The 26,218-nt window shown below is 73.7% G+C and carries 25 protein-coding genes and 2 tRNA genes; 11 read left to right on the plus strand and 16 right to left on the minus strand.

The genetic code is table 11. The annotated features are described in order from the left end of the window. The 4 genes from V6U82_RS16230 to V6U82_RS16245 all read right to left on the minus strand — a co-directional run bounded on the left by V6U82_RS16230 (position 1) and on the right by V6U82_RS16245 (position 3,062). Positions 1–810 (minus strand): sigma-70 family RNA polymerase sigma factor, encoded by an 810-nt coding sequence (locus tag V6U82_RS16230; RefSeq protein ID WP_128138239.1) that lies wholly within the window; start codon positions 808–810, stop codon positions 1–3. A gap of 229 nt (positions 811–1,039) precedes the next feature. Next, on the minus strand, positions 1,040–1,651 hold the full coding sequence (locus tag V6U82_RS16235; protein ID WP_334462040.1) for an alpha/beta hydrolase family protein: 612 nt from the start codon (positions 1,649–1,651) through the stop codon (positions 1,040–1,042). Between the two features lie 97 nt (positions 1,652–1,748). Then, a complete protein-coding gene (locus V6U82_RS16240) occupies positions 1,749–2,141 on the minus strand; it encodes a WhiB family transcriptional regulator (RefSeq protein WP_013288375.1) in 393 nt (130 codons plus the stop codon). A gap of 213 nt (positions 2,142–2,354) precedes the next feature. Further along, positions 2,355–3,062, minus strand: a complete 708-nt coding sequence (locus V6U82_RS16245) for an SOS response-associated peptidase (protein WP_334462042.1) — start codon at positions 3,060–3,062, stop codon at positions 2,355–2,357. A 102-nt stretch (positions 3,063–3,164) separates the two neighbouring features. Between V6U82_RS16245 and aroA the strand changes: the two genes are divergently transcribed. The 4 genes from aroA to V6U82_RS16265 are packed head-to-tail and all read left to right on the plus strand — an operon-like array spanning position 3,165 to position 7,462. Next, entirely contained in the window at positions 3,165–4,466 is a 1,302-nt protein-coding gene (gene aroA / locus V6U82_RS16250) for a 3-phosphoshikimate 1-carboxyvinyltransferase (RefSeq protein WP_334462043.1), read from the plus strand. After that, positions 4,436–5,557 (plus strand): ribosome small subunit-dependent GTPase A, encoded by a 1,122-nt coding sequence (rsgA, locus tag V6U82_RS16255; RefSeq protein WP_334462044.1) that lies wholly within the window; start codon positions 4,436–4,438, stop codon positions 5,555–5,557. Before aroA ends, rsgA begins: the two co-directional genes overlap by 31 nt. Before the next feature lie 60 nt (positions 5,558–5,617). Further along, positions 5,618–6,436 carry a histidinol-phosphatase gene (gene hisN / locus V6U82_RS16260; RefSeq protein ID WP_334462046.1) on the plus strand — a complete coding sequence of 273 codons (819 nt, stop codon included), beginning with the start codon at positions 5,618–5,620 and terminating at the stop codon, positions 6,434–6,436. 60 nt (positions 6,437–6,496) lie between these two features. Further along, the gene (locus tag V6U82_RS16265; protein ID WP_334462167.1) at positions 6,497–7,462 is read left to right on the plus strand and encodes a hypothetical protein; all 966 of its coding nucleotides are present in this window, start codon (positions 6,497–6,499) and stop codon (positions 7,460–7,462) included. On the opposite strand, the gene V6U82_RS16270 is transcribed toward V6U82_RS16265, so the two are convergent. Next, positions 7,345–8,613, minus strand: a complete 1,269-nt coding sequence (locus V6U82_RS16270) for a glycosyltransferase (RefSeq protein WP_334462049.1) — start codon at positions 8,611–8,613, stop codon at positions 7,345–7,347. The two genes, V6U82_RS16265 and V6U82_RS16270, sit on opposite strands and share 118 nt — an antisense overlap. Before the next feature lie 191 nt (positions 8,614–8,804). Between V6U82_RS16270 and V6U82_RS16275 the strand changes: the two genes are divergently transcribed. The 3 genes from V6U82_RS16275 to V6U82_RS16285 all read left to right on the plus strand — a co-directional run bounded on the left by V6U82_RS16275 (position 8,805) and on the right by V6U82_RS16285 (position 11,184). Further along, a complete protein-coding gene (locus tag V6U82_RS16275) occupies positions 8,805–9,803 on the plus strand; it encodes an SDR family oxidoreductase (RefSeq protein ID WP_334462051.1) in 999 nt (332 codons plus the stop codon). Between the two features lie 56 nt (positions 9,804–9,859). Then, the gene (locus tag V6U82_RS16280) at positions 9,860–10,531 is read left to right on the plus strand and encodes an ATP-binding protein (RefSeq protein ID WP_334462053.1); all 672 of its coding nucleotides are present in this window, start codon (positions 9,860–9,862) and stop codon (positions 10,529–10,531) included. 80 nt (positions 10,532–10,611) lie between these two features. Further along, entirely contained in the window at positions 10,612–11,184 is a 573-nt protein-coding gene (locus V6U82_RS16285) for a DUF5709 domain-containing protein (protein WP_334462055.1), read from the plus strand. A gap of 4 nt (positions 11,185–11,188) precedes the next feature. Here the strand turns inward: V6U82_RS16285 and V6U82_RS16290 are convergent, their stop codons facing one another. Both V6U82_RS16290 and macS read right to left on the minus strand, forming a co-directional pair. Then, positions 11,189–11,821: a response regulator gene (locus V6U82_RS16290; protein WP_181726793.1), complete on the minus strand. Its 633-nt coding sequence runs from the start codon at positions 11,819–11,821 to the stop codon at positions 11,189–11,191. A gap of 11 nt (positions 11,822–11,832) precedes the next feature. Beyond that, positions 11,833–12,954 carry a MacS family sensor histidine kinase gene (gene macS / locus V6U82_RS16295; protein ID WP_334462057.1) on the minus strand — a complete coding sequence of 374 codons (1,122 nt, stop codon included), beginning with the start codon at positions 12,952–12,954 and terminating at the stop codon, positions 11,833–11,835. A gap of 115 nt (positions 12,955–13,069) precedes the next feature. Between macS and V6U82_RS16300 the strand changes: the two genes are divergently transcribed. Further along, positions 13,070–13,537: an ATP-binding protein gene (locus tag V6U82_RS16300; RefSeq protein ID WP_334462060.1), complete on the plus strand. Its 468-nt coding sequence runs from the start codon at positions 13,070–13,072 to the stop codon at positions 13,535–13,537. Positions 13,538–13,546: 9 nt separating this feature from the next. Here V6U82_RS16300 and V6U82_RS16305 read toward each other — a convergent pair whose 3' ends face one another. Further along, complete coding sequence (locus V6U82_RS16305) at positions 13,547–14,485, minus strand: ribose-phosphate diphosphokinase (protein WP_334462062.1); 939 nt, start codon at positions 14,483–14,485, stop codon at positions 13,547–13,549. A 64-nt stretch (positions 14,486–14,549) separates the two neighbouring features. On the opposite strand from V6U82_RS16305, the gene glpK reads away from it, so the two are divergent. Further along, positions 14,550–16,034 carry a glycerol kinase GlpK gene (glpK, locus tag V6U82_RS16310; protein WP_334462064.1) on the plus strand — a complete coding sequence of 495 codons (1,485 nt, stop codon included), beginning with the start codon at positions 14,550–14,552 and terminating at the stop codon, positions 16,032–16,034. A gap of 3 nt (positions 16,035–16,037) precedes the next feature. Here glpK and V6U82_RS16315 read toward each other — a convergent pair whose 3' ends face one another. Beyond that, complete coding sequence (locus V6U82_RS16315) at positions 16,038–16,871, minus strand: phosphoribosylaminoimidazolesuccinocarboxamide synthase (protein WP_128138101.1); 834 nt, start codon at positions 16,869–16,871, stop codon at positions 16,038–16,040. 123 nt (positions 16,872–16,994) lie between these two features. Between V6U82_RS16315 and V6U82_RS16320 the strand changes: the two genes are divergently transcribed. Beyond that, complete coding sequence (locus V6U82_RS16320; protein WP_128138102.1) at positions 16,995–18,320, plus strand: ABC transporter substrate-binding protein; 1,326 nt, start codon at positions 16,995–16,997, stop codon at positions 18,318–18,320. Positions 18,321–18,369: 49 nt separating this feature from the next. Here V6U82_RS16320 and V6U82_RS16325 read toward each other — a convergent pair whose 3' ends face one another. The 7 genes from V6U82_RS16325 to V6U82_RS16355 all read right to left on the minus strand — a co-directional run bounded on the left by V6U82_RS16325 (position 18,370) and on the right by V6U82_RS16355 (position 24,766). Continuing rightward, positions 18,370–18,618 carry a hypothetical protein gene (locus V6U82_RS16325; protein WP_128138103.1) on the minus strand — a complete coding sequence of 83 codons (249 nt, stop codon included), beginning with the start codon at positions 18,616–18,618 and terminating at the stop codon, positions 18,370–18,372. Positions 18,619–18,723: 105 nt separating this feature from the next. Then, positions 18,724–18,797 (minus strand) — tRNA-Met (locus tag V6U82_RS16330). A gap of 135 nt (positions 18,798–18,932) precedes the next feature. Then, a tRNA-Met gene (locus V6U82_RS16335) sits at positions 18,933–19,006 on the minus strand. A 50-nt stretch (positions 19,007–19,056) separates the two neighbouring features. Continuing rightward, entirely contained in the window at positions 19,057–19,983 is a 927-nt protein-coding gene (locus V6U82_RS16340) for a hypothetical protein (RefSeq protein ID WP_334462069.1), read from the minus strand. Continuing rightward, positions 19,973–20,482 carry an RNA polymerase sigma factor gene (locus V6U82_RS16345; RefSeq protein WP_184974920.1) on the minus strand — a complete coding sequence of 170 codons (510 nt, stop codon included), beginning with the start codon at positions 20,480–20,482 and terminating at the stop codon, positions 19,973–19,975. Before V6U82_RS16345 ends, V6U82_RS16340 begins: the two co-directional genes overlap by 11 nt. 152 nt (positions 20,483–20,634) lie before the next feature. Then, entirely contained in the window at positions 20,635–23,625 is a 2,991-nt protein-coding gene (locus V6U82_RS16350; RefSeq protein ID WP_334462076.1) for a UPF0182 family membrane protein, read from the minus strand. Between the two features lie 127 nt (positions 23,626–23,752). After that, positions 23,753–24,766, minus strand: a complete 1,014-nt coding sequence (locus V6U82_RS16355) for a YlbL family protein (protein WP_334462078.1) — start codon at positions 24,764–24,766, stop codon at positions 23,753–23,755. 115 nt (positions 24,767–24,881) lie between these two features. Here V6U82_RS16355 and V6U82_RS16360 point away from each other — a divergent pair, with 115 nt between their 5' ends. After that, a complete protein-coding gene (locus tag V6U82_RS16360) occupies positions 24,882–26,153 on the plus strand; it encodes a zinc-dependent metalloprotease (RefSeq protein ID WP_091423230.1) in 1,272 nt (423 codons plus the stop codon). Positions 26,154–26,218: the final 65 nt, after the last annotated feature.

The following is a 26,218-nucleotide window of genomic DNA, read 5'->3' on the forward strand; positions in this document are numbered from 1 at the left end:
TCACACCTCCCGGCCGGCGGCGGCGGTCGAACCCTTCTTCGACGAGGCGGCGCTGAAACCCCGCTCCGCCGCGTACTGCTCCAGCAGCTTCCGCAGATTACGTCGGCCACGGTGCAGACGGGACATCACGGTGCCGATCGGCGTGCCCATGATGTCGGCGACCTCCTTGTAGGAGAAGCCCTCGACGTCGGTCAGGTAGACGGCCAGGCGGAACTCCTCCGGCAACTGCTGGAGGGCCTCCTTGACGTCGCTGTCCGGCAGCCGGTCGAGCGCCTCCGTCTCGGCCGAGCGCAGGCCGCTGGACGTGTGCGACTCCGCCTCGGCGAGCTGCCAGTCGGTGATCTCCTCGGTCGGCGCCTGGATGGGCTGGCGCTGCCGCTTGCGGTAGGTGTTGATGTAGGTGTTGGTCAGGATCCGGTAGAGCCAGGCCTTCAGGTTGGTGCCCTGCTCGAACTGGTGGAAGGCGGCGTACGCCTTCAGGTACGTCTCCTGGACCAGGTCCTCCGCGTCCGCCGGGTTGCGGGTCATCCGCAGCCCGGCAGCGTAGAGCTGATCGACGAAGGGCATCGCGTCCCGCTCGAAGCGGGCCCTGCGCTCGTCCGTCTTCTCGGTGGTCAACCGCACATCCCCTCGCGTCGGATGCTTTCCCGCCGAGGATACGCGTACCCGCCTACCGGCAGATTCACTTCCGGAGTGTGTGCCGGTGCTCACGACCGACGCCGCCGCGGGCCACTCCGGCGCGTCGAGCAGCCGCCGGAGCCGGCGCTCGTCCCGTTCGTCCCGTTCCCGGCTCCGTGTCTCGATCGGCACCGGTCACCCCCCTCGCGATGGCTCTGTCGTCGTCCACAGGGAGACAACGCGAGTTGTGGGGCGTGGCATTCCTCCGGCCCCACCCGATCCTGGTCCCGGCCTCGGCCGCGACCGACGCTGGGACCAGGAAGGGCCTGGGAGGGTGGCCCCGGCGCGCCCGAACCGGGCGGCCGGCACCAACCGGTGCAACGACCCGCCGCGCCGGACGGTCACGGCGCGCGCCGACCGGTCAGGACGACCACCCGTGTACGCGCAGCCAGTCCCGCACCACGGCGGCCGTGCCGGCCGGATCGCCGCGCAGGTCGTGGCGCTCCCCCGGCCGGACCACCACCTCGATGCCGGGGCCGGGCTCGGGTACGCCGAACGGATCCCGGTCGCCGTTGACGACGAGCGTGGGCAGCCCGGTGAGCAGTTCCCCGGCCCGGGAGCGTTCCGGCCGTCCCGGCGGGTGCAGCGGGAACGCCAGCGCCACCACCCCGGCCGCCCCGACGGCGACGGCGGTACGGCAGGCGACCCGGGCGCCGCTCGACCGCCCACCGACCACCCAGTGGCGCACCCGTCGAGCGCGCCGGCGCAGTTCGGCCAGCACCGCCGTCCACGCCTCGTCGAGGTGCCCGGCGGGGGCGGGCGCGCGTCGCCCGGAGACCCGGTACGGCTGGGTCACCAGGGCCACCCCGGCCCCGGCGGCGAGCACCGCGTCCCGCACGGCGGTCAGGTCGGGCGCGTCCACGTCGCCGCCGGCGCCGTGACCGAGCACCAGCACCGCCGCGCCGCCGGCGGGTGGGTCGAACCGGAGCCGGGCAGGCCCCCGTGGTGTGTCGATCTCGTCGTCGTGCCGCACCGGCCCATTCTGCGCGGGCCGGCCGGCCCGCCGGTGCTCGGGCGCGGAAACGGACGTCGCCCGCGGCCTGCCGGAGCGGCCACGGGCGACGTCGGGATCAGCTCAGCGGGACCAGCGTGAGCAGGCGGTCGCGCACCGGCGGACCGGCGTCGTCGAGCGCGTCCGGATCCGGCTGCACCTCGCTGCGCCAGGCCACCAGCATGGCGCGCCGCTCACGCGGCGTGGTGCCGCCCCAGACGCCGTGGCAGTCGCCCACCTCCAGCGCCCAGGCCAGGCAGGAGCCCTGGACGTCGCAGGTGCGGCAGAGCGCCACCGCCGCGTCGGCCGGTTCGTTCGGTGCCGGAAAGAACGTCTCCGGATCGACGTTCTGACAGGTGCCCCTGGTGCGCCAGGCGTCGTCCTGGCGTCGTTCGCTCAGCGCCCGCAGCAGTCGCGGATCGCGCCGCGCGGCGGCTACCTCGTGCGGACGCGGCATACGTGCCCGTGTCAATACACCCACCTCCCCCGTGGGAACCGGCGTAGATCTTTACAAGATCGATGAGTGTCATCCGCCCCGTGCGAACAGACGCCCATCACCGGCGCTGTGTTCTATCGCATTCGCGTACGTCAGGACAAGGGTCTTCAATGAAACTGACTGAACGTCCGGGCGACTTTTCCGGCCCAACCCCGGCAAACGGGTACACGCAAATGTGGCGGAGCGTGATCAGAACAGCGTCGGTCCGGCGGCCGTCTCGGCACCCGCCGGGGCCACCGCGGCGATCAGCTCCGGGCCGTCGTTACGGACGTCGCCCACGGCCCGGGAGACCGGCCGGATCTCCAGCCCGGCGAGCAGGCCGGCGTCCGGCGGCGTGAGCAGCCCCGCCGGTTCCTCGGCCGGGCCGAGCCAAGCCGCCCAGCGCTCCGGCGACAGCAGCAGCGGCATCCGGTCGTGCACCTCGGCCAGCTCGCCCACCGCAGCGGTGGTGAGCACGCTGAACGTGAGCCGGGCCGCACCCGCCGACTCCCACACCGACCAGATGCCGGCGAACGCCAGGACCGAGCCGTCCCGCGGGGTCATGAAGTACGGCTGGCGTCCGCCGTCGGCGAGGCGGACCCACTCGTACCACCCGTCGGCGGGGACCAGGCAGCGGCGGCGGGCGAAGGACGGCGCGTACGCCCGGCTGGTGGCGACCGTCTCGGCCCGCGCGTTGATCATGCGGGCGGCCCCGGCGGCGCTGCGCGACCACTGCGGGAGCAGGCCCCAGCGGCCGAGGGAGAGCAGCCGGTGCCCCTCCGGGGCGAGCCGGACCAGCGGCACCGGGTCGGTCGGCGCGACGTTGTAGTCCGGCGCCGCCCCGCCGGTCTCGTCGGCCGACTCGAAGATCGCGCTCAGGTCGGCGGCGCTCCGCGTCGTGGCGTACCTCCCGCACATGGCGCCCACGCTAGCCGCATCCGGACGTTCCGGCTGTCCCGCCCAACGGGAGCAGCGGCGACGGACGGTTCCACCGGCCCGTGAGCTTGGCAGAATGTAACGGTGAGCAATCCGACCGCGACGCGTCCGCCGCAGCCGTGGACCGCGCCGACCGCGAGCGACCCGGTCGCCGCGACGCTGCGCCTGCCCGGTTCCAAGTCCATGACCGCCCGGGCCCTGGTGCTCGGCGCGCTCGCCGGGGGGCCGTCGACACTCGCCCGCCCGCTGCGCGCCCGGGACACCGAACTGATGGCCGGTGGCCTGCGCGCGCTGGGTGCCCACATGTCCGTCTCGGACGACGACCGCTGGCTGGTCCGTCCCCATCCGCTGGCCGGCCCGGCGCACGTCGACGTCGGCCTGGCCGGCACCGTGATGCGCTTCCTGCCCCCGGTGGCCGGGCTGGCCGCCGGGCGGGTCACGTTCGACGGCGACCCGCACGCCCGGACCCGCCCGCTCGGGCCGCTGATCGGCGCGCTGCGCACGCTCGGCGTCCGCATCGACGCGCCCCCGGCCGGCAGCCTGCCGCTCGTCGTGCTCGGCGCGGGCCGGGTCACCGGCGGCGACGTGGTGATCGACGCCTCCGCGTCCAGCCAGCTCGTCTCCGGGCTGCTGCTCGCCGCGCCGCGCTTCGACCGGGGCGTGGTGGTCCGGCACGAGGGGCCGCCGGTGCCGTCCGCGCCGCACCTGCGGATGACCGTGCAGATGCTGCGCGCGGCCGGTGCCGCCGTCGACGACACCACGCCCGACGTCTGGACGGTCGAGCCGGGCCCGCTGTCCGGGCGCGGCTGGGAGATCGAGCCGGACCTGTCCGGCGCCGCGCCGTTCTTCGCCGCCGCCCTGGTCACCGGCGGTGAGGTGACGCTGCAGGGCTGGCCGCGCAGCAGCCTCCAGCCGGTCGAGCGGCTCCGCGAGCTGCTGCACCGGATGGGCGGCGAGGTGAGCCTCGGCACGGACGGCCTGACCGTGCGGGGCACCGGCACGGTGCGCGGGCTCGACGCCGACCTCTCCGACGTCGGCGAGCTGACCCCGGTGCTGACCGCGCTCACGCTGCTCGCCGACGGGCCGTCCCGGCTCACCGGCATCGGCCACATCCGCGGCCACGAGACCGACCGGGTCACCGCGCTGGCGAAGGAGTTCACCGCGCTCGGCGCGGACATCACCGAGACCCGTGACGGGCTGGACATCCGGCCCCGCCCGCTGCGCGGCGGGACGTTCCGCACGTACGCCGACCACCGGATGGCGCACGCGGCGGCGGTGGCCGGGCTGGCCGTCCCCGGCATCGAGGTCGACGACGTGGCGTGCACCTCCAAGACCATGCCGGAGTTCCCGGCACTATGGTCGGGGATGGTGACCGGCAAGAACTGAGAGCGGGGGACGTCCTGGCGACGAAGCGGCGCGAGTACGACGAGGACGACGTCCGGGTCCGGCCGGGCCGGTCGTCGCGCCCACGAACGCGCACCCGGCCCCGCCACGCCGACGCCGTCGAGGGCTTCGTCATCGCCGTCGACCGGGGCCGCTACACCTGCGTGCTGTCCGGGGCCGGGCCGGACGCGCCGCTCGTGACCGCCATGCGCGCCCGCGAGCTGGGACGCAAGTCGGTGGTGGTGGGCGACCGGGTGGGGCTGGTCGGAGACACCTCCGGTGCGCCGGGCGCGCTGGCCCGCATCGTGCGCATCGCCGAGCGGACCTCGGTGCTGCGGCGTACCGCCGACGACGACGAGACCACCGCCGAGGGCCGGCTGGAGCGGGTCGTGGTGGCGAACGCCGACCAGCTGGTGATCGTCAGCGCGCTCGCCGACCCGCCGCCGCGTACCGGGTTCATCGACCGCTGCCTGGTGGCCGCGTACGACGCCGACATCGAGCCGCTGCTCTGCCTCACCAAGGCCGACCTGGCCGGCCCGGAGGCGGTGCTCGGCTACTACACCGAGCTGGAGCTGCCGTACGTGCTGATCCGCCCGGACTCCGACCTGGCCGCGCTGCGGGCGCTGCTCGCCGGCCGGGTCTCGGTGATGGTGGGTCACTCCGGGGTGGGCAAGTCGACGCTGGTCAACCGCCTCGTCCCGGACGCCGAACGGGCGGTGGGCACGGTCAGCGCGATCGGCCGGGGCCGGCACACCTCGACCAGCGCGGTGGCGCTGCGCCTGCCCGCCGAGCCCGGCGGCGACACCGGCTGGATCGTCGACACCCCCGGGGTACGCAGCTTCGGGCTGGCGCACGTGTCCGCCGAGAGCCTGCTGCACGGCTTCCCCGACCTGGTCGAGGCGACAGTCGACTGCCCGGCCAACTGCCCGCACACGGCCGACGAGGCGGACTGCGCGCTCGACGCCTGGGTGGCCGCCGGGAAGGCGGACGCGCGCCGGCTCGCCTCGTACCGCCGGTTGCTGGCCTCGCGCAGCGGCGAGGGCGACCCGCGCGAGCCGGAGCGCAACCCCGGCGACCCGCTCGCCGGTTCCTGACCGGCGGACCGGCGGCGACCCGCCGTCGCCGGCCGGGCCGCCGCAACTAGCGTGTCCGTCATGACCGGGTACGCCGACGACCTCGCCCTCGCCCACCTGCTCGCCGACGCCGCGGACGCCGTCTCCTCGGCCCGGTTCCGCGCGCTCGACCTGCGCGTCGAGTCGAAGCCGGACCTGACCCCGGTCTCCGACGCGGACACCGCTGTGGAGCGGGAGATCCGTGCGCTGCTGGCCGCGCATCGTCCCGGTGACGGCCTGCTCGGTGAGGAGTACGGCGAGCAGCCGCCCGCCGGCCCCGACGGGCGACGCTGGGTGATCGACCCGATCGACGCCACGAAGAACTTCGTCCGGGGCGTACCGGTCTGGGCCACGCTGGTCGCGCTGCTGGAGCACGACCGGCCGGTGCTCGGCCTGGTCTCCGCGCCGGCGCTGGGCCGCCGCTGGTGGGGCGCGCTCGGCGCGGGCGCGTTCGCCGGCACCGGCCCGGCGGACGGCACGCCGATCCGGGTCTCCGGCGTGACAGCGCTCGGCGACGCGAGCTTCTGCTACTCGTCGCTGACCGGATGGGAGCAGGCCGGCCGGCTGGACGCGGTGCTCCAGCTCATGCGCGACACCTGGCGCAGCCGCGCGTACGGCGACTTCTACGGCTACATGCTGCTGGCCGAGGGGGCGCTGGACGTGATGGTGGAGCCGGAGCTGTCGCTGTGGGACATCGCCGCGCTGGTGCCGATCGTCACCGAGGCGGGCGGCCGGATCACCGACCTGGCCGGGCGGCCCGCCCCGGCCGGCGCCGACTCCGCCGACATCAGCGCCGTGGCCAGCAACGGGGCGCTGCACGACGACATCCTGGCCCGGCTCGGCCGTCCAGCCGAGCGCTGACCCGGGAAGAGCCTCTATCCTCGCCAGGTGGTTTCCTCCGGTTGGTGCTTCCTGGCAGCGATGATCATCGCGTACGGCTTCGCCAACCTCCTCCAGTCGGTCGCGGCCGCGCGGACCACGGTGCACCACACGTTCGATCCCGGGCTGCTGCTGCGCCTCGCCGGGCACCGGACGTACCTGATCGGCCTGACCTGCCAGGTCGTCGGCTTCGTGCTGGCCTTCCTGGCCCGCCGTGACCTGCCGTTGTTCCTGGTCCAGGCCAGCGTGGCGGCCGGGCTCGGGGTGACCGCCGTCCTCGGCGTGCTGGTGCTCAAGTGGCGGCTGCCCGCCGCCGAGGTGGCCCTGCTGGTGCTGCTGTTCGCCGGCATCACCGCGCTCGTGCTCTCCGCCCAGCCGGCGCCGTCGCGACAGCTCGGCACCGCCGGGCTGGTCGGCCTGGCGGTGGCGGTGGTGGCGATAGCCGCCTCCGGCTTCTTCGCCGCCCGGTTGCACGGCGCGCTCGGGTCGGTGGTGCTCGGCTCACTGGCCGGGATGGCGTTCTCCGCCGCGGCGGTGGCGGCCCGGCCGCTCGCCTCGGCCGGATCGGTGGAGGCGTTCGTCCGCGACCCGCTGCTGTACCTGCTGATCGTCCACTCGGTGATCGGCCAGCTGCTGCTCGGGCTGGCCATGCAGCGCGGGTCGACCACGGCGGCGGTGGCCGCGATGGACGCCGCCGGCGCGGTACCCGCGGCGATCGTCGGCCTGCTGCTGCTCAACGACAAGATCTGGCCCGGCCGGGAGTGGCTGGCCGGGCTCGGCTTCCTGGTGACACTCGCGGCGGTGGTCGGCCTGACCCGGTACGCCGAACCGCAGCACCACCACGCGAGCGCCCGCCAGAAGGCGATCGTGGGCGCCGGGATGGTGCCGGTTCAGGCGGCCTCGACCGGCCCGCGTTCGGAGACGACCACCTCGACCGGCGGCGTCACCTCGACCGGCGTCGGCTCGATCGGGGTGGCCGGGCGGCGGCGTCCGATCACCCGCTCGTAGAGGCGCTCCAGGGCGGCGGCGGTACGTTCCCAGGTGTAGCTGCACCGGACCCGGTCCACAGCGGCGTGCCCGTACGCGAACCGCCCGGCGTTGTCCGACAGCAGCCGGCGCAGCGTGACCCCGAGCGTGCGCACGTCACCCGGCGGCACCAGTTTGCCGGTCACCTCGTCCACCACCGCGTCCGCGATGCCGCCCATGGCGTAGCCGACCACCGGCACGCCGCAGGCCATCGCCTCCAGCGACACCCGCCCGGCCGATGCGTAGTGCGGCGTGCAGGCCACCACGTCTGCGGAGCGGTACCAGGTGGCCATCTGGTCGTGCGGCACCGCGCCGACCAGTTTCACCTGCTCCGCCACGCCCGCGCGTTCGGCCAGCTCGCGCAGCCGGCGCGCCTCGGCGTGCCCGTCGAGCCGTTCGGCCGGCGGGCCGCCGGCGATCACCAGCTCCGCGTCACCGACCAGCCGCAACGCCCGGATCAGGTCGTCCTGGCCGTGGCCGGGCGCGAGCCCGCCGACGGAGAGGATCCGGGGCCGCTGGTCCCGGGGCGCCGCCTCGCCGTCCGGGTGGAACTGGCCGGTGTCCACGCCGGTCGGCACCATCGCCACCGAGGTGCGTTGCAGGCCCATCCGGGTCAGCTCGTCGACCTCGTCGTTGGACTGGGCCACCGCGACGTCCACCGCCCGGGTCAGTGCCCGCTCCAGCGGGATGCGCTCCCCCGGCCCGCCGTACTCACGGCCGAGGTGACGCAACTGCTCCACGCCGAGCGAGTGGAACGTCTGCACCACCGGGATGTCGGTGGCGCGTACCGCGTGGGCGGCGGCCAGGCCGCCGACCCAGTAGTGCCCGTGCACCACGTCGGGGGTCCAGTCCCCGGCCCACTGCCCGGCCAGCCAGCGGCCGTACTCGGCGACGAACGGCACCAGCTCGGCGGTGGAGAGCATGTCGGGCGGGCCGACCGGGACACGTTCCACCCGGTAGCCGTCGAGTTCGGTCAGGGCGGGCTGGGCGGACGCGGCACGGCGCTCGTAGACGCGGACGTCATGGCCCCGGGCGGCGAGTTCCGCCGCCACGCGCGCAATGTGCTCCTGCGTCCCGACGGTGGGACCGTCGGTGGACGAGCCGGCGTGCGCGCATACAAGGCCGACGCGCATGGTGCACCTCCATGCGTTCTCGCGAGCGGGGTCTCCGGTCAGAGCGTCCCATTAACCCAGCTCCGGTGCGCCCAAACCTGACAGATCGGGGTCACCCGGCCAGGGCGTCCCGCGGACGGGACAGCCGACCGAACCCGATCACCGTCGAAAACGGTCGGCATGACGGCCCGACGCCGGGGTACCGACGGGGAATGCCGCTGACCCGCAGCCTCTCCGACGCCACAGTCGTCATCACCGGCGCCTCCAGCGGGATCGGCGCGGCAACCGCGTACGCGCTGGCCCGCCGAGGTGCCGACGTGGTGCTGGCCGCCCGTACCGAGTCCGCGCTGCGCCGGGTCGCGGCGTACTGCCGGGAACTGGGCGGGCGGGCCCTGGTCGTACCCACCGACGTGACCGACCCGGAGGCGGTGGAGCAGCTCGCGGCGCGGGCGGTGGCCGAGTTCGGCCGGATCGACGCCTGGATCAACAACGCCGCCGTGGGCACCGTGGGGCTGTTCGACGAGATCCCGGTGGCCGAGTTCCGCCGGGTGGTGGACGTGAACCTGCTGGGGGCCGTGTACGGGACACGCGCGGCGCTGCCGTGGCTGACCGCTGCCGGCGGCGGCGTGCTGGTCAACAACGCCTCGGTGCTGGCCGAGGTGGCGATGCCGTACCAGTCGGCGTACAACGCGACCAAGCACGCGATCCGCGGGCTGGCCGACACGGTACGGCAGGAGCTGCGGGTGACCGGCCGGGAGAACATCTCGATCTGCACCGTGCTGCCCGCCACCATCGACACGCCGTTCTTCCGGCACGCGGCCAACCACTCCGGCCGGGAGCTGACCCCGCCGCCGCCGGTGTACCCGCCGGAGATGGTCGCCGAGACGATCGTCAAGCTGCTGCGGCGGCCCCGGCGCGAGGCGTACGCGGGCGGCGCGGCCCGGCTGATCGGGCTCCAGTGGCGGCTCGCCCCGGCGCTGGCCGAGCGGGTGCTGGGCTGGTACACGGCGCGCACCCAGTTCGGCCCCGGCGTACGCACCGACTCCACCGGCGCCGTGTTCACGCCGGACTCGGCGGCGGAGCGGACCGACGGGTGGTCCGGCCGGCGCGGCCAGGTGCTGCGGCTGACGGCGGCGGTCGGGCTGGCCGCCGGTACCGCTGTCGGCACGGTGGCGGCGATCAGCCGACGGTCCCGGGGTGCCCGGCCGTGAGTCCCGTCGACCGGACCGGTGCGCGGGCGCGGACCGACGTGCACAATGGGGCGATCATGCCGACGGATGCGCGTTGCCTGGTGGAGGCCGACGACTCGTCCCCGACGGTCCGGCTGACCGGGGTGCTCGACCGCTCCGAGGTGCAGGCCGTACGGGACGCCCTGCTCGCCCGGCTCTGGCAGCGCCCCGGGGTGCTGCTGGTGGACCTGTCCGGGGTGCGGATCCCCGATCCGCTGGCACGCGACGCGCTGGACGAGGTCCGCCGGGCGGTCGCCGACTGGCCGGCCGCCGAACTCCTGCTCGATCCGGACGGACCGCCGCCGGACGCGCCGCCCGAGCCGCTCGACGCCGAGCTGTCCCCGGTGGTCGAGGCGGCCCGCGAGGCACGGGTGCTGGTCACCGGCGGGTGCGTCAGGTGGGGGTTGCCGGAGCTGACCGAGCCGGCCTGCATCGCGGTCACCGAGATGGTCAACAACGTGGTCGCGCACGCCGTCACGCCGATGACGCTCCGGCTGGCCCCGCGCGGCGGCGCGCTGCACGTGGCCGTGCGGGACCACTCGACCGGGCGGCCCGCGTACGGCGGTCCGGCGCCGGTGGACTCGGTGGGCGGGCGAGGGCTGCTGCTCATCGACACGGTGGCCCGGCGCTGGGGCAGCACGGCGCTGCCCGATGGCAAGGTGGTGTGGTGCGTGCTGCACGCCGAGGACGAGGCGGCGTTCCGCAACTGAGGTGCCGTTTCGCACCGTTGCTCCCGATCCACCCGGCCGGTCGCGGTTAGGGCGGGGAGCGCAGTGGGTAGTTCCCGAGCATGCGCGACGACGAGTACCCCACCCCCGTGTCCGATCCCGAGGCGGAGGGTCTGCCCGACACCGCCGACGACGACTCCACCGCCAACGACGACGTGCTGACCGGGCGCGAGGCGGACGGCCCCGAGCCGGCCCAGCTCCCCGGTGACCGCACGCCGGTCGCCGTGGACCAGTTCGGCACCACGGCGGAGGAGCAGCTCGACGGCGAGTCGCTGGACTACAAGCTCCAGCGCGAGCAGTACGAGCGCCCCGCCGACGATCCGCTCGCCGGCCCGGTCGACCCGGACATCGCCGCCGAGGCGGACAGCGAGGAGGCCGCCGCGCAGGCCCAGCTCGACGCCGACGTGATCGACCCGGGCCCGGTCTCGGACCCGGACTCCCCGGTGTCGGTGTACGACCACGGCCAGCTCGGCACCGTCGCCGACCACCAGGTGGGCCGGCTGGTCGAGCCGGACGAGGGCGCGCACACCGACCAGGAGACCGACAACGTCGCCTACGACGCCGGCGCGGCCGGTGGCGGGGCCAGCGCGGAGGAGCTGGCGGTGCACGAGACCCGGCCGCCGGAGGCGCGCTGACCGCTCAGTCGTCCAGGCCCCGCTCGATGGCGTACCGGGTCAGCTCGACCCGGTTGTGCAACTGGAGCTTGCCCAGGGTGTTCTGCACGTGGTTCTGCACGGTCCGGTGGGACAGGCCCAGCCGGTCGGCGATCTGCTTGTAGGACAGCCCCTTGGCGACCAGACGCAGCACCTCGGTCTCCCGTTCGGTGAGCCGGGGTGCCTCGTCGTGCGGGGCGGGCGGCGTCGCGGCCAGCCGCCGGTACTCCCCCAGCACCAGCCCGGCCAGACCCGGCGTGAACACCGGCTCGCCGGCCGCCGTGCGGCGCACCGCGTCCAGGAACTCCGCCGGTGCGGCCGACTTGGTCAGGTAGCCGGTGGCGCCGGCCTTGACCGCGTCGAGCACGCCCTGCGGCTCGCCGCTGGCCGAGAGCATGAGCACCCGCACGTCGGGCAGCGCGGCGCGCAGCCCCCGGATCACCTCGACGCCGGAGATGTCCGGCAGCTGGAGGTCGAGCACGACCAGGTCGGGGCGGGCCGCCGCGGCCACCCGTACCGCCTGCCGTCCCTCCCCGCTGGTCGCCACCACCTGGTGACCGGCCTCGGTGAGGTCACGGGCCACGCCCTCACGCCACATCGGGTGGTCGTCGACCACCATCACCCGGATGCTCACCCGCGGCTCCTCGGCACGACCAGCTCGATCTCGGTGCCGGCGCCGGGCGCGGACACGATCCGCACCTCGCCGCCCAGGTCCGCCACCCGGCCCCGGATGGACTGCGCCACCCCGAGCCGCCCCTGCGCGGCGGCCTCCGCCAGCCGCCCCTCCGGGATGCCCGGTCCCTCGTCGCGTACCGAGACGGTCACCGTCTCCTCCTCGTCCTCGATCAGCACCCAGGCCCGCCCACCGGCGTGCCGGGCCACGTTGTCGAGCGCCGCGCCGACCGCCGCGCCCAGCTCACCGGCGGCCCGCGCCGGCAGCGGCACGGGTGTGGCGGGCGCGGACACCACGACGGTGGCCGAGGCGTACCTGTCGATCAGGTCGCGCAGGTCCTGCTCGCCACCGGCCGGATCCGGCGACGCGCCCGCCCGGCCGATCAGCGCCCGCAGCGCCGCCTCCTGCTCGCCGGCCAGCCGGGCCAGCTCGGCCGCCTCGCCGTCCAGGTCCGCGCCGCGCCGCCGGACCAGCGCGAGCACCTGGAGCACCGAGTCGTGGATGTCGCGGGCCAGCCGTTCCCGCTCCCGGGTGGCCGCCTCCAGCTCCACCGCCCGCTGCAACCGCTCCTCCGCCTCCACCGCCAGCCGCGCCACGTGCCCGACCACCACGCCCGCCAGCAGCATCAGGATCGCCCCGGTCAGCGCGGACGGGCTGATCCGCTCCCGGGTGGCGAGGTCGGCGCCGCCGAGCACCAGCGCGGCCACCGTGCCGCGCCGCCGCCCGCCGGAGACCGCCCAGGCGAGCACCGGCCCGGCCAGCCAGGCGGCGGTCAGCATCGGCACCCCGGCGGCGAGCGCCGCGCGGCCCACCACCCAGGGCGTGACCAGGATGATCGCCAGCACCACGCCGAGGTCGGCCAGGAGCAGTGGCCAGCGCCGCCCGGCCGGACGGCCGTAACCGGCCGCCGTCACGCCGCTCCACGCCAGCATCGCCAGCAGGACACCGCCCGCGGCGACCGGGTGCGCGTAGCGGTCCGCGTCGCGCAGCACGACCAGCCCGACGTACGCGAGCGCGGCGAAGCGGAACACCGCGATCGATCGCCAGAAGGGGCCCTCGAGGCCGGAGGACGACGGCATGTGCGTCACCTTGTCACAGCGGGTCCAGGGCACCCCGGGCGGTGCGGCTCGAGAAACCCTGACGTACGGTGGAAATGCCGCGAAAGTCGTCGAGAGCCATCGTCGGGACGGGGTCATGACAGATGCAGAGCTCCCCGCACCGCGTACGGTTGTGCCCATCGAACCTTCCCTGCTTCTCGCCACGGCCTTCGACCAGGCGCAGGTGACCGGGCTGCGGCACTCGGTCACCTCCTGCGCGCACGGGTCGGGCCTGTCCGGCCAACGGCTGGACGACTTCGTGCTGGCGGTCAACGAGCTGATCACCAACGCGGTCCGGCACGGCGGCGGGCAGGGCTGGCTCCGGCTCTGGGAGCGCAACGGCGAACTGGTCTGCGAGGTCGCCGACCACGGGCCCGGGATCAGCGAACGGCGGCTGCGCGACCGCGACCGGCCCGCGCCGGACACCGCCGGCGGCTGGGGCCTCTGGCTGGCCCGGGAGCTGAGCGACGCGATGGAGGTGGAGAGCGGCGACGCCGGCACCGTCGTCCGGATCACCGCCGCGCTCGCCACCCGCCAGCCCGCCACCGGCCCGCGGGACGGCTGACCCGCCCGGTCAGGCGAACAGGGCGCTCACCGACTCCCCGTTGTGGATCCGCCGCATCGCCTCGGCCAGCGCCGGCGCCACCGACAGCACCTCCAGCTTCGGCACCCGCTTCTCCGCCGGGATCGGCACCGTGTTCGTGCAGACGATCTCCAGGACGCCCTCCTGCGCGCTCAGCCGCTCCAGCGCCCCGCTGGAGAACAGGCCGTGCGTACAGGCCAGCCGGATCGAGCGGACCCGCCGCTCGCGCAGGTGCGAGATCAGCTCGATCACGGTGCTGCCCTTGGCGATCTCGTCGTCCAGCACGATCACGTCCCGGTCCGCCACGTCACCGATGATCGTGCTGATCTGCACCCGGTCGTCGCTGAAACGCTGCTTCGCGCCGGCCGCCACCGGCGTACCGAGCATCCGGGCGAACGCGGCGGCCTCCTTGGCGTTGCCCAGGTCCGGCGAGACCACCACCGCGTTGCTCAGGTCGTACCCCTTGAAGTGGGCGGCCAGCTCGCGCAGCGCGTGCAGGTGGTCCACCGGGACGCTGAAGAAGCCGTGCACCTGCGGCGAGTGCAGCGTCATGGCCAGCACCCGGTCCGCGCCCGCGGAGGTGAGCAGGTCGGCGACGAGCCGGCCACCGATGGAGATGCGCGGCGCGTCCTTCTTGTCCGACCGCGCGTACGCGTAGTGCGGCAGCACCACGGTGATCCGCGCGGCCGACGCACCCCGGGCCGCGTCGATCATGAGCAGCAGCTCGACCAGGTGCTCCTGCACCGGCGGCACCAGCGGCTGGATGAGGAAGACGTCGCGCTCCCGGCAGTTCGCCTGCAACTGCACCTCCAGGCAGTCGTTGGCGAACCGGGACACCCGTACCGGGTGCAGCGGGACGTGGAGGTGGGCGCAGATCTCGGCGGCGAGGTCGGGATGGGCCGACCCGCTGAACACGGCAATGTCACGCACGTCTGATGATCGTACGGGCCGCCGGAGGGAGACGGTGGACGCTCGCGGCGGGTACGGTGCTGCCGTGACCGCAGAGTTCGTCGCCGCCATCGACCAGGGCACCACGTCCTCGCGCTGCATCGTCTTCGACCGGGCCGGCGAGATCGTCGCCGTGGCCCAGCGCGAGCACCGGCAGGTCTTCCCCCGGCCCGGCTGGGTCGAGCACGACGCCGAGGAGATCTGGACGAACGTCGAGCACGTGGTGCGCGAGGCGCTGGCGAGCGCCGACATCGGCACCGAGATGCTCGCCGCGGTGGGCATCACCAACCAGCGCGAGACCACTGTGGTGTGGGACCGGGAGACCGGCCGCCCGGTGGCGAACGCGATCGTCTGGCAGGACACCCGCACCGGACCGCTGCTGCGCGAGCTGACCGGGACGTACGACGAGGAGCGGCTGCGGACCCGCACCGGCCTGACCCCGGCCACCTACTTCGCCGGCCCGAAGCTGCGCTGGCTGCTCGACCACGTCGACGGGCTGCGCGAGCGGGCCGAACGCGGCGAGGTGCTGTTCGGCACCATGGACAGCTGGCTGATCTGGAAGCTGACCGGCCGGCACGTCACCGACGTGACGAACGCCAGCCGCACCATGCTGATGGACCTGGAGACGCTCGACTGGGCCCCGGAGCTGCTCGACGCGCTGCGGATCCCGGCCGCCGTGCTGCCCGAGATCCGCAGCTCGGCCGAGGTGTACGGCACCGCCCAGGGGGTGCTGGCCGGGGTGCCGGTGGCGAGCGCGCTCGGCGACCAGCAGGCGGCCCTGTTCGGGCAGACCTGCTTCCAGCCCGGTGAGGCCAAGTGCACCTACGGCACCGGCAGCTTCCTGCTGCTCAACACCGGTGCCAGCCCGGTGCCGTCGCGGCACGGCCTGCTCACCACCGTGGCGTACCGGATCGAGGGCCAGCCCGCCGTGTACGCGCTGGAGGGCGCCATCGCGGTCACCGGTTCGCTGGTGCAGTGGCTGCGCGACAACCTCGGCCTGATCTCCACCGCCCCGGAGGTCGAGGAGCTGGCCCGCACCGTCGACGACAACGGTGGCTGCTACGTGGTGCCGGCCTTCTCCGGCCTGTTCGCCCCGCACTGGCGCAGCGACGCCCGGGGCGTGATCGCCGGGCTGACCGGCTACATCACGAAGGGGCACCTGGCCCGCGCGGTGCTGGAGGCGTCCGCGTTCCAGACCCGCGAGGTGGTGGACGCGATGAACGCCGACTCCGACGTGGCGCTGCGCCGGTTGCGGGTCGACGGCGGGATGACCGGCAACGAGCTGCTCATGCAGTTCCTCGCCGACGTGCTGGACGTGCCGGTCGTGCGGTCCCGGATCACCGAGACGACGTGCCTCGGCGCCGCGTACGCCGCCGGCCTGGCCGTCGGGTTCTGGCCCGACCTGGCCACGCTGCGCGAGAAGTGGCGCTCGGACGCGCAGTGGGAGTCGACGATGGATCCGGCGCACCGGGAGCGCGAGCTGCGCCAGTGGCACAAGGCCGTCCGGCGCACGCTCGACTGGGTCGACTGAGCGTCAGTCCCAGCTGTTGCCGGTGAGCTTCTCGTACACCTCGACGTAGCGGGCCCGGGTCGCCTCGATCACCTCGGCCGGCACCTCCGGCGCGGGCGGCTGCTTGTCCCAGCCGCTCGACGTGGCCCAGTCCCGCACGTACTGCTTGTCGTAGGAGAACTGCGCGCGGCCCGGCTGGTACGACTCGGCCGGCCAGAACCGGGACGAGTCGGAGGTGAGCACCTCGTCACCGAGGACCAGCGTGCCGTCCGCCGCCCAGCCCAGCTCCAGCTTCGTGTCCGCGATCAGGATGCCCCGCTCGGCGGCGATCTCCGCGCCGCGCCGGTAGACGTCGACTGTGATCTGCCGCAGCCGTTCGGCGGTCTCCGGCCCGACCTTGTCGACCACCTGCTCGTACGTGATCGGCTCGTCGTGCTCGCCCTTGGGCGCCTTGGTCGACGGCGTGAAGATCGGCTCGGGCAGGATCGACGCCTCGACCAGGCCGCGGGGCAGCGGCACCCCGGAGACCGAGCCGGTGCGCTGGTACTCCGCGAAGCCGCCGCCGGTCAGGTAGCCCCGGGCCACGCACTCGACCGGCACCATGTCCAGCCGCCGGCAGCGGATCGCCCGGCCGGCGAACTCCGCCGGCACGTCCGTCGCGGAGATCACATGGTTCGGCACCAGGTCGGACAGCTGGTCGAACCACCACAGCGACAGCGCCGTGAGCAGGCGGCCCTTGTCCGGGATCGGGGTCGGCAGCACCACGTCGTAGATGGAGACGCGGTCCGTGGCGACCAGGATCAGGTCCTCGCCGTCGGCGTAGACGTCCCGGACCTTGCCCGAGTGCAGAAGTTCCACGGCGCTAGTACACCATGACCGGCGCGCGCCGCCGGGCGCGCCCACCAGCCGTCCCGCCCGGCGTTGACACCCGGCCGGGGGCCGGTGAAATGATCCGTCCACCCCACCTTCGGAGAGAGACCCGTGCGCGCTCCGCAGTCCGTACCCCGTCCCGGCCTCGACCGGCGACGGTTCCTCGGCGCGCTCACCGGGCTGCCGCTCGCCGCCGGCGCGCTGCCGCTGCTCACCGGGTGCAGCCCGGAGGAGGTGGCCGCGGACGACGGGCCGATCGAGCTGTCCGTCTTCTGGTGGGGCGGCGCACGCCGGGCCGCGGCCACCGAACAGGCGCTGCGGCTGTACTCGCAGCAGAACCCCCGGGTCAGCTTCCGGGTCACCTGGCAGGGGCTGGGCGGCTACTACGACCGGATCGCCACCCAGGCCACCGGCGGGAACGCGCCGGACCTGTTCCAGATCGACGACACAGTGCTCGCCGAGTACGCCGGCCGGGACATCCTGCTCGACCTCACCCGGTACGTCGCCGACGAGCGGCTCGACCTGCGCGAGGTGCCGGAGCAGCTGGCCCGCTACGGCCGGGTGGACGAGCGCACGGTGGGCGTACCGGCCGCGCAGACGAGCGCGGCGCTGGTGTTCAACCGCCGGCTGCTGCGCCGGCTGGGCCAGCCCGAGCCGCGTACCGGGATGTCCTGGAAGGAGTACGTGACCTGGGCCGCCCGCGTCACGCGCGCCTCCGGCAACCGGGTGGCGGGCACCATGGACGCCTCCGGCGACTACCGGGCGTTCTGGCTCTGGCTGCGCGGCCAGGGCAGCGAGCTGTACCAGGGGCGGCAGCTCGGCTTCAGTTCCGCCGAACTGCTCGCCTGGTTCGAGTTCTGGGAGGTGGCGCGCTTCGACCGGGCCACACCGAGCGCCGCCCTGGTCGAGCAGGCCGACAGCGGCGAGCTGGCCCGCCAGCTCGTGGTCACCGGGCATACCGCGGCGTCCTTCGCCTGGTCGCACCAGCTGCCCGAGTTGCAGAGCCTGACCGACGACGAGCTGGGCGCGGTCGCCTTCCCGGGTACGCCCGCCGCCCAGTGGCCGCGCGCGTCGATGTACTGGGCCGGTTTCCGGGGCACCCGCCACCCGGAGGCGGTGGTGGACGTGCTCGACTTCCTGACCACGAACGTGGCCGCCGGCCGGCTCCTCGGCGTCGAGCGCGGCCTGAACGCCAGCAAGCAGGTGCGCTCGTTCGTGGCCGCGGAGGTGACCGGCCGGGCCGAGAAGCGCATCGCAGCGCTCGGCGCCGAGCTGGACGACCTGGCCGGCCCGTCACCCGCGCCGCCGCCCAAGGGGCACGCCGCGGTGCGCACGCTGCTGATCGAGGCGGCCGAGAGCATCCGCGGCAAGCGGGCCGGTGCCCGCACCGCGACCTCCCGCTTCATGGCCCAGGCCAACGCCGCCCTGGCCGGCTGACCCACCCCACCCGCTCGCCCTCTCGGCGTGGGCGGGGTGGGTGCGGGTGTCAGCGCGGGGGGCGGTTGCGGCGGTTGCGGGTGAGCAGCACCACCAGCAGCACGATGCCGCCGACCACCACGAGGCAGCAGAGCAGCCCGAGGATGCCGAACCCGCCACGGGAGCGCCGGCGCGCCGCCTCCACCACGATCTCGCCGGTGCCCGACGACGCCCAGGCCGCGACCGGCACGAAGACCGAGAGCACGACCGTACCGAGGACCGCGCCCAGGCGGCCCCACCACTTGTTCCATGCAGACATGCCTCCCATCCTCGCCGAGACCCGCAACCGGGGCACGGCGGACGGGAAGGATGTCGCCGGACACGACGAAGGCCCCGGAGAGAACTCCGGGGCCTTCGTCACGAGTAGCGGGGACAGGATTTGAACCTGCGACCTCTGGGTTATGAGCCCAGCGAGCTACCGAGCTGCTCCACCCCGCGTCGGCTCGTACAGCTTATCGCACCCCGATCCTGGAGATCAGCCGGGTACCCGATCCCGCCGCCGGCCGTTCCGGGGCGCCTCGGGCGGGAAAGGCGAAGGGCCCCGGAGAGAACTCCGGGGCCCTTCGTCACGAGTAGCGGGGACAGGATTTGAACCTGCGACCTCTGGGTTATGAGCCCAGCGAGCTACCGAGCTGCTCCACCCCGCGTCGGCTCGACAACCGTAGCGCACCGACCCGGGGAGGCGCAAAACGGGTACTCAGTCCAGCCACCGCCGGATCGCCTCGACCGCCCGGCGGCTGTCCGCGTCGAACTGGGCGCGCTGGGTCGAGGTGCTCTCCCAGCCCTGCTCCCACAGCACCGTCACCACGTCACCGGAGCGCACCGCGCGCACCAGGTGCACCTCGTCGCCGCCGCTCGGATCGCCGTTGGCGTCCCGGTACGGCGTCCGCGTCTCGAACAGCACCGACTCGTCGCCGTACCCGGTGTCGGGCAGCAGACGCTGCCGCACCGTCACCGGCGGCGTACCCCGGGCGGGCTGCTCGGGGCAGGCCCGGACCGCCGCGCGCAGCTCGGCCAGCGCCGCGCCGGCGCCCCCGGACCGGTAGATCGTGATGCTGTGCCGGTAGTTGCCGGACAGCACCTCGTCCGCCGGCGCGCCGGCCCGGCGGTACGGCAGCGACCGGGCCCGCTGCGCCACCACCCGCTCGTCACCGGGTGTCGCGCCGCACAGCGCCGGCAGCACCGGCCCCGGGCCGAAGTAGTTGCCGGTACCGGCGTCGTTCGCGGCCGGCAGCACGAAGAACGCCCGGTCCGGGATCGTGGTCGGGGTCACCGCGGCCGGAGCCGTGGTGGTCACGGCCGGGCTCCGCGAGCCGGAGGTACGGCCGACGGACGGCGACGGCGTGGCGGTCGACGGCGCGACCGAGGGCGCGGCGGACGACGGCCGCGGGGTGGGCGTACCCGCGGGGGGTGGAACCGGATCGGGGCCCGACCCGGCGGCGAGCACCAGTTGGCTCCCGGCCACCGTGCCCGCGACCAGCCCGGCGGCCGCCAGGACGGTGAGCGCGGCGCGGCGCCGGGCCCAGCGGTCGGCGCTACGGCGCAGCCGGTCCGGTGCCGGCAGCACCCGCTCGTCGGTGTCCGCGGCGAGGGACCGGTAGTAGCGGTGCAGTTCACGCGACATCGTTGACCTCCAGCTCCTCGGCGGCGACGCCGGGCAACAGCTCGGCCAGCCGGGCCCGTCCCCGGGACAACCAGGACTTCACCGTGCCGGCAGGCACGCCGGCCTCGCGGGCGATCTCCTCCACCGGCAGGTCGAACAGGTAGTGCAGGGCGAGCGCCTGCCGGTGCCGGGGCGGGAGCTGCCGCAGCGCCGCGACCAGCAGCACGGTGTCCTCGCCGGGCGGCCCGACGTCGGGTGGCGGGCCGGTGCGGCTGGCCGCGAGGCGCCATCCGCGCAGCCGCCGGAACCGGTCGGTCGCCAGCCGGCTGATCACCAGCCGCAGCCACGCCTCCGGCGCGGGATGGCCGGCGAGCCTCGCCCACTGCCGCCAGGCCCGGGCGTACGCCTCCTGCACGAGATCCTGGGCCTCGGCCGGGTCGCCCGCCACCGCGTACCCGTACCGGACGGCCCGTCGCGACGTGCTGCGGTAGAAGTCGTCGAAGCTGTCCGCGTCACGCATGTGCCCTCCCGCCCCCCCACATGTTCACCTGCACTGTTGACGGCGCGGCGGGGTGCGGGGTTGCGGCCGGGGAGTCCGCTTGACGACACAGAGCCCGTGGTCCGGGTGACCGTTGCGGTCCCGGACCACGGGCTCCTGGTGTCAGCTCGGCGTCAGCCGCCGGGTGTCGGCGCGGGCGACGTCGGCGCCGGTGGCGAGACGCTGCCCGACGGCGCCGGGTTGCCCGAGCCGCCGGCCGCGGCCTGCGCCTGCTGGAACGCGCTCATCGCCTCGTCCAGCGCCTTCAGCGCACGCCCGTACCGCTCGAAGTCGCCGGACGTCTGCGCGGCCTTGACCTCGGCGATCGCGGTCTGCACCCGGGCGGCGGCCTGGGCCAGCTCCCCGCTCATCGGCGGCGGCGTGTTGTTGTTGTCGCCCTCTGTCGGCGGCGGGGTGGGGTTGTCGTCGGTGCTGGGCGGCGGGTTGTTGTTCGGCGCCCGCTTGCCCTGCTCGACGAGCTGCTTGATGCCGTCGTTCAGGTTGTTCGCGAGCACCACGTACGAGCCGCCGTCACCGTAGGAGAGCAGCACCTTCTGCAACAGCGGGTACGCGTCCTGGCTGCTGCTCTTCACGTACACCGGCTCGACGTAGAGCATGCCGTCGGCGAACGGGAGCGAGAGCAGATTGCCGTACTGCACCTGCGCCTGGTTGGACGAGAGCAGGTTGAGCTGCTGCCGGATGTCGCCGTTGTTGGTCATCTGCTGGTGCACCTGCGTCGGCCCGGAGATCCGGGTCTGGTCCGGCAGCTCCAGCACCTCCAGCTTCGGCTGCCCGTCGACGTACGACCCGGAGACCAGCGCGGCGAGGTTCTGCCGCCCGTTCGGGGTGACCGCGGAGGTCAGCTGGAAGCGTGGCCCGTCCTGCCCGGGGAACTGGGTGAACAGGTAGTACGGCGGCTGCTTCTGCCCGCTGTCCGGCGCGTCCGGCACGTTCGGCACCTGCCAGAAGTCCTGGCCGGAGTAGAAGTCGCCGGGGTCCGTGACGTGGAACTTGGTCAGCAGGTTGCGCTGCACCTTGAACAGGTCGGCCGGGTAGCGGAAGTGCTCGGCCAGCTCGGCCGGGATGTCGCCCTTGGGCAGCACCACGTCGCCGCCGAACGCCTTGTTCCACGCCTTGAGCACCGGGTCGGTGTCGTCGTACGAGTAGAGCTTGACCGTGCCGTCGTACGCGTCGACTGTCGCCTTCACCGAGTTGCGGATGTAGTTGACGTTCTCCCGGGCGAGCTGGAACGTGCCCCGGCCGGTCAGCTCGTCGGCGGTCTCGGCCTGGAGGTTGACCCGCTCGGCGTACGGGTAGGTCGCCGCGGTGGTGTAGCCGTCGATGATCCACAGGACGCGCCCGTTGACCACCGCCGGGTACGGGTCGCCGTCGAGCGTGAGGAACGGCGCGACCTTCTCCACCCGGTCGCGCGGGTTGCGCACGTACAGCAGCTTCGAGTTCTCGTTGACCGCCTCGGAGAGCAGGAAGTTCGACTCCTGCTCCTTGATCGCGTAGAGCAGCCGGCGCGGGAACGAGCCGATCTTGACGCCGCCCTCGCCGGTGTAGGTGTAGTACTGCTCACCGCCGGTGGAGGTGGGCCGGTCGAACTCGACGTTGCGGTCGCCGTTCTGCCCGACGATCGCGTAGTCACTCGCCTCCATCCGCTCGCCGTAGTAGATCCGCGGCTGCTGGGCCGGGATCTCCTCGGTCGGCGAGGAGCACGCCTCCTGCGCCTTCTCGCCGAGGTAGCCGGAGACGAAGTACGGCTGGCCGCCGCAGACCACCTGGTTCGCCGGGGCGGCGACCAGGCCGTACCCGTGGGTGTAGACGGTGTGGCGGTTGATCCAGTTGCTCTGCTGGTCGGTCAGCTCGCCGTAGTTGATCTCACGGACGCCGACCACGTAGTCGGAGGTCTTGTCCTTGACCGAGTACCTGTCGATGTCCAGCTTCGAGCCGAAGTCGTAGAAGCCACGGACCTGCTGGAGCTGCGTGTACGTCTCGGAGACGAGCTGCGGGTCGAGCAGCCGGATGTTCGACACCACGGAGGTGTCGGTGGCGAGGCTGGCGGGTGGAACGAGGTTGCTGGCCGCGTACGGCGTGGTCTTCGTGCCGTCGAGACCGAACGCGGACCTGGTGGCCTTGATGCTGCGTTCGATGTACGGCGCCTCCTTGTCCCGGGCGCTCGGCTTGACCTCGAAGGTCTGCACGGCCCACGGGTAGATGCCGCCGATCGCGACCGCGGAGACGCCCAGCAGGGCGAGCGAGATGCCCGGCCAGACCAGGTTCCGCATGACCGCGTTGGAGAACACGATGATCGCCAGCGCCACCAGGACGGAGATCCAGGCGAGGATCTCCTTCGCCGGGAGCAGCGCGTTCACGTCGGCGTAGCCGGCGCCGTAGAGCTTGGCGCCCTCGTTGTACTCCAGCAGCATGGCCCGCCGGTCGAGCACGTAGGCGACGGCCTTGAGCAGCACGAACACGGCGACCAGCGAGCTGAGGTGGGCGCGGGCGGCGTTCGTCATCCGGTCGCCGACGCCCTGGAGGCGCACGCCGCCGAAGATGTAGTGCACCGCGAGCGCGCCGAGCAGCGACAGCACCACGGCGGTGAAGCCGACGCCGAGCACGTAGCGCCAGAACGGGAGCTGGAAGACGTAGAAGCCGACGTCGACGCCGAACTCCGGATCCTTCACGCCGAAGTCGCCGCCGTTGCGGAACAGCAGCCACTGGCCCCAGCGGCTCTGCGCGGAGAGGCCGGCGAACAGCCCGACGACGGCGGCGGCGAGCGCGATCCAGGTGCCGAGCCGCGGGCTCAGCAGCATCCGGTAGCGCTCCAGGGTGGCCTGCTCGGCCGAGTGCGGACGCATCTTGGGCCGCAACCGGTGGGCCAGCCAGAGGTTGCCGCCGACGAGCAGCGCCATGCCGGCGCCGACCACCAGGAACAACAGCAGCCGGGTGGCGAGCACGCCGGTGAAGACCTGGGTGTAGCGGACCTCGTCGAACCAGAGCCAGTCGGTCCAGGCGTTGACGCCCCACCCGAGGAGGGTGAACAAGATGAACACCCCGATCAGGACACCGATGGTGACGCGTCCGCGCCGGCTCATCCTCGGTAAGGGACTGCTACGCATGACCACTGTTGGCTCCGCACGCTCGATGTGATCGGCTCCGACCAGGCACCAAGAGTACGGGGTGTTCCTGAGCACGTCGGGTCAAGGTCACGTCACGATCCGCCCGCCGGCCGCCGCACGGCCCGCCTCAGCAGCGCGTCGGCTGTCCCCCGGCGCGCAGCGTCTCGAGTGCCGTCAATGCCTCGTCCAGCGTGGCGACCTTCAGCAGAGGCAGGCCCGGCTGCGGGTTGCGCACCGCCTCGGCGCAGTTGTCGGCGGGCACCAGGAACGCCTTCGCGCCCGCGTCCTTCGCGCCGACGAGCTTCTGCGCGATACCGCCGATCGGGCCGACGCGACCCTCGTCGTCGATGGTGCCGGTACCGGCGATGATCTTCCCGCCGGTGAGATCGGCCGGCTCCAGCTTGTCGATGATGCCGAGCGAGAACATCAGCCCGGCGCTCGGCCCGCCGATGTCACCCAGGTCGATCTTGAGGGTGAACGGGTGCGGCTGCTGCTGGTCGATCTCCACGCCGATCCGCGGCCGGCCGTCCTGCTCACGACTGGTCACGGTGGCCGTACCCGGGGTGTCGCCCCGGGTGTAGCCGATCGTCAGCGCGGTGCCCGCCGGCTTCGCCCGGATCAGCTCGGTGAGCTTCGCCGCGCTCGTCACCGGCACCCCGTCGACCGCTGTGACCACGTCGTCGGGCCGCAGCACGCCGGCCGACGGGCCGCCCGGCGTGACCGCCTTGACCAGCACCTTGATCGGGTAGCCCAGCTCGCGCAGCGCCGCCGTCTCGGCGCTGGTCTGCGAGTTCTGGAAGTCCTCCGCGTTGCGCTTCTCGACCTCCTCCTGCGACTCCCCCGGCGGGTAGACCAGCTCCCGCGGCACCACCGCCTCGTCCGAGGAGAACCAGCCGGCCAGTGCCGACCGCAGCCGCACCGTCGGCTGCACACCGACTGTGGTGAGCCGCAACTGACCGGCGGAGGTGGACGTCGCGCGGCCGGTCACCTGGATGACCTCCTTGCCGTCCTCGCTGCCCAGCGTGTTCACCGTCGGACCGGGGCCGAGCACCACGTACGGCAGCGGGACGCTCAGCACGCCGACGCTGAGCAGGGCGGTGAGCAGGGCACCGAGCAGGACGGTCACGCCGCGACGTCTCATGGGCCAGAGCGTACCGATCCGCACCCGGCCGTCCGGCGCGGTGACCGGCGGACTTCGCCCTCAGCGCAACGCCGAGTGGCGCGACCTGCGGCGGGGCCCGCGTACCGTAGAGGTCGTGCCTGATATTCCGTTCGGCTTCGCGCTCCCGGGTGGTCAACCACCAGACCCCAACGATCCCGCGGCGATGCAGCAGTTCATGTCGCAGTTGCAGCACCTGCTCTCGGCGCCGGGCAGCGGGCCGGTCAACTGGGACCTCGCCCGGCAGGTAGCCGCCAGCCAGCTCGCCGCCGCCGGCGACCCGGCGGTGTCGCCGTTCGAACGCAACGCGGTCGAGGAGGCGCTGCGCATCGCCGACCTCTGGCTGGAGCCGGCGACCTCGTGGCCCTCCGGCATCCGCACCTCGGTCGCCTGGAACCGCAACGAGTGGATCTTCAAGACGCTCGACGTGTGGCGCAAGCTCTGCGACCCGGTGGCCAGCCGGATGGTCGGCGCGATGGGCGACCTGGTGCCGCCGGAGGCCCGCGCCCAGCTCGGCCCGATGCAGTCGATGGTCGCCACGCTCGGCGGCGCCCTCTTCGGCGGCCAGCTCGGCCAGGCGCTCGGCTCACTCGCCGCCGAGGTGCTCTCCGCCGGTGACATCGGCCTGCCGCTCGGCCCCGCCGGCACCGCCGCGCTCGTCCCCGCCAACATCAAGGTGTACGGCGAGGGCCTGGAGCTGCCCGAGGACGAGGTACGCCTCTACGTGGCCCTGCGCGAGGCCGCCCACCAGCGGCTGTTCCAGCACGTGCCGTGGCTGCGCGGGCACGTCCTGACCGCTGTGGAGAACTACGCCGCGGGCATCCGGGTCAACCGGGAGGCGATCGAGGAGGCGATGGGCCGGGTCGACCCGACCGACCCGGAGTCGATGCAGGCGATCGCGCTGGAGGGCATCTTCACGCCCGAGGACACGCCCGCGCAGAAGGCGTCACTGGCCCGGCTGGAGACCGTACTCGCCCTGGTCGAGGGCTGGGTCTGCCACGTCGTCGACAGCGCCGCCGGTGACCGCCTGCCCAACGTCGTACGCCTCGGCGAGGCGTTCCGCCGCCGCCGCGCCGCCGGTGGCCCGGCGGAGCAGACGTTCGCCGCGCTCGTCGGACTCGAACTGCGGCCCCGCCGCCTGCGTGAGGCGACGGTGCTGTGGGCGGCGCTGACCGAGCACCGCGGCATCGCCGGGCGGGACGCGGTCTGGGGCCACCCGGACCTGCTGCCCTCCGACGACGACTTCGCGGCACCCGAGGCGTTCGCCACGACGAGCACCGATCTCGACGACGAGCTGGCGAACTTCGACTTCTCCGCCCCGGGCGCACCCGAGGAGAAGTCCCCCGGCGAGGACGACGACAAGCGCTGACACCCACGCCGGACGGGGCCCGCACGTTGAACCGTGCGGGCCCCGTCCGCGTTCTCCCGGCTCCC

The organism is Micromonospora sp. CPCC 205554 (assembly GCF_036902745.1).
Lineage (GTDB): Bacteria > Actinomycetota > Actinomycetes > Mycobacteriales > Micromonosporaceae > Micromonospora > Micromonospora tulbaghiae.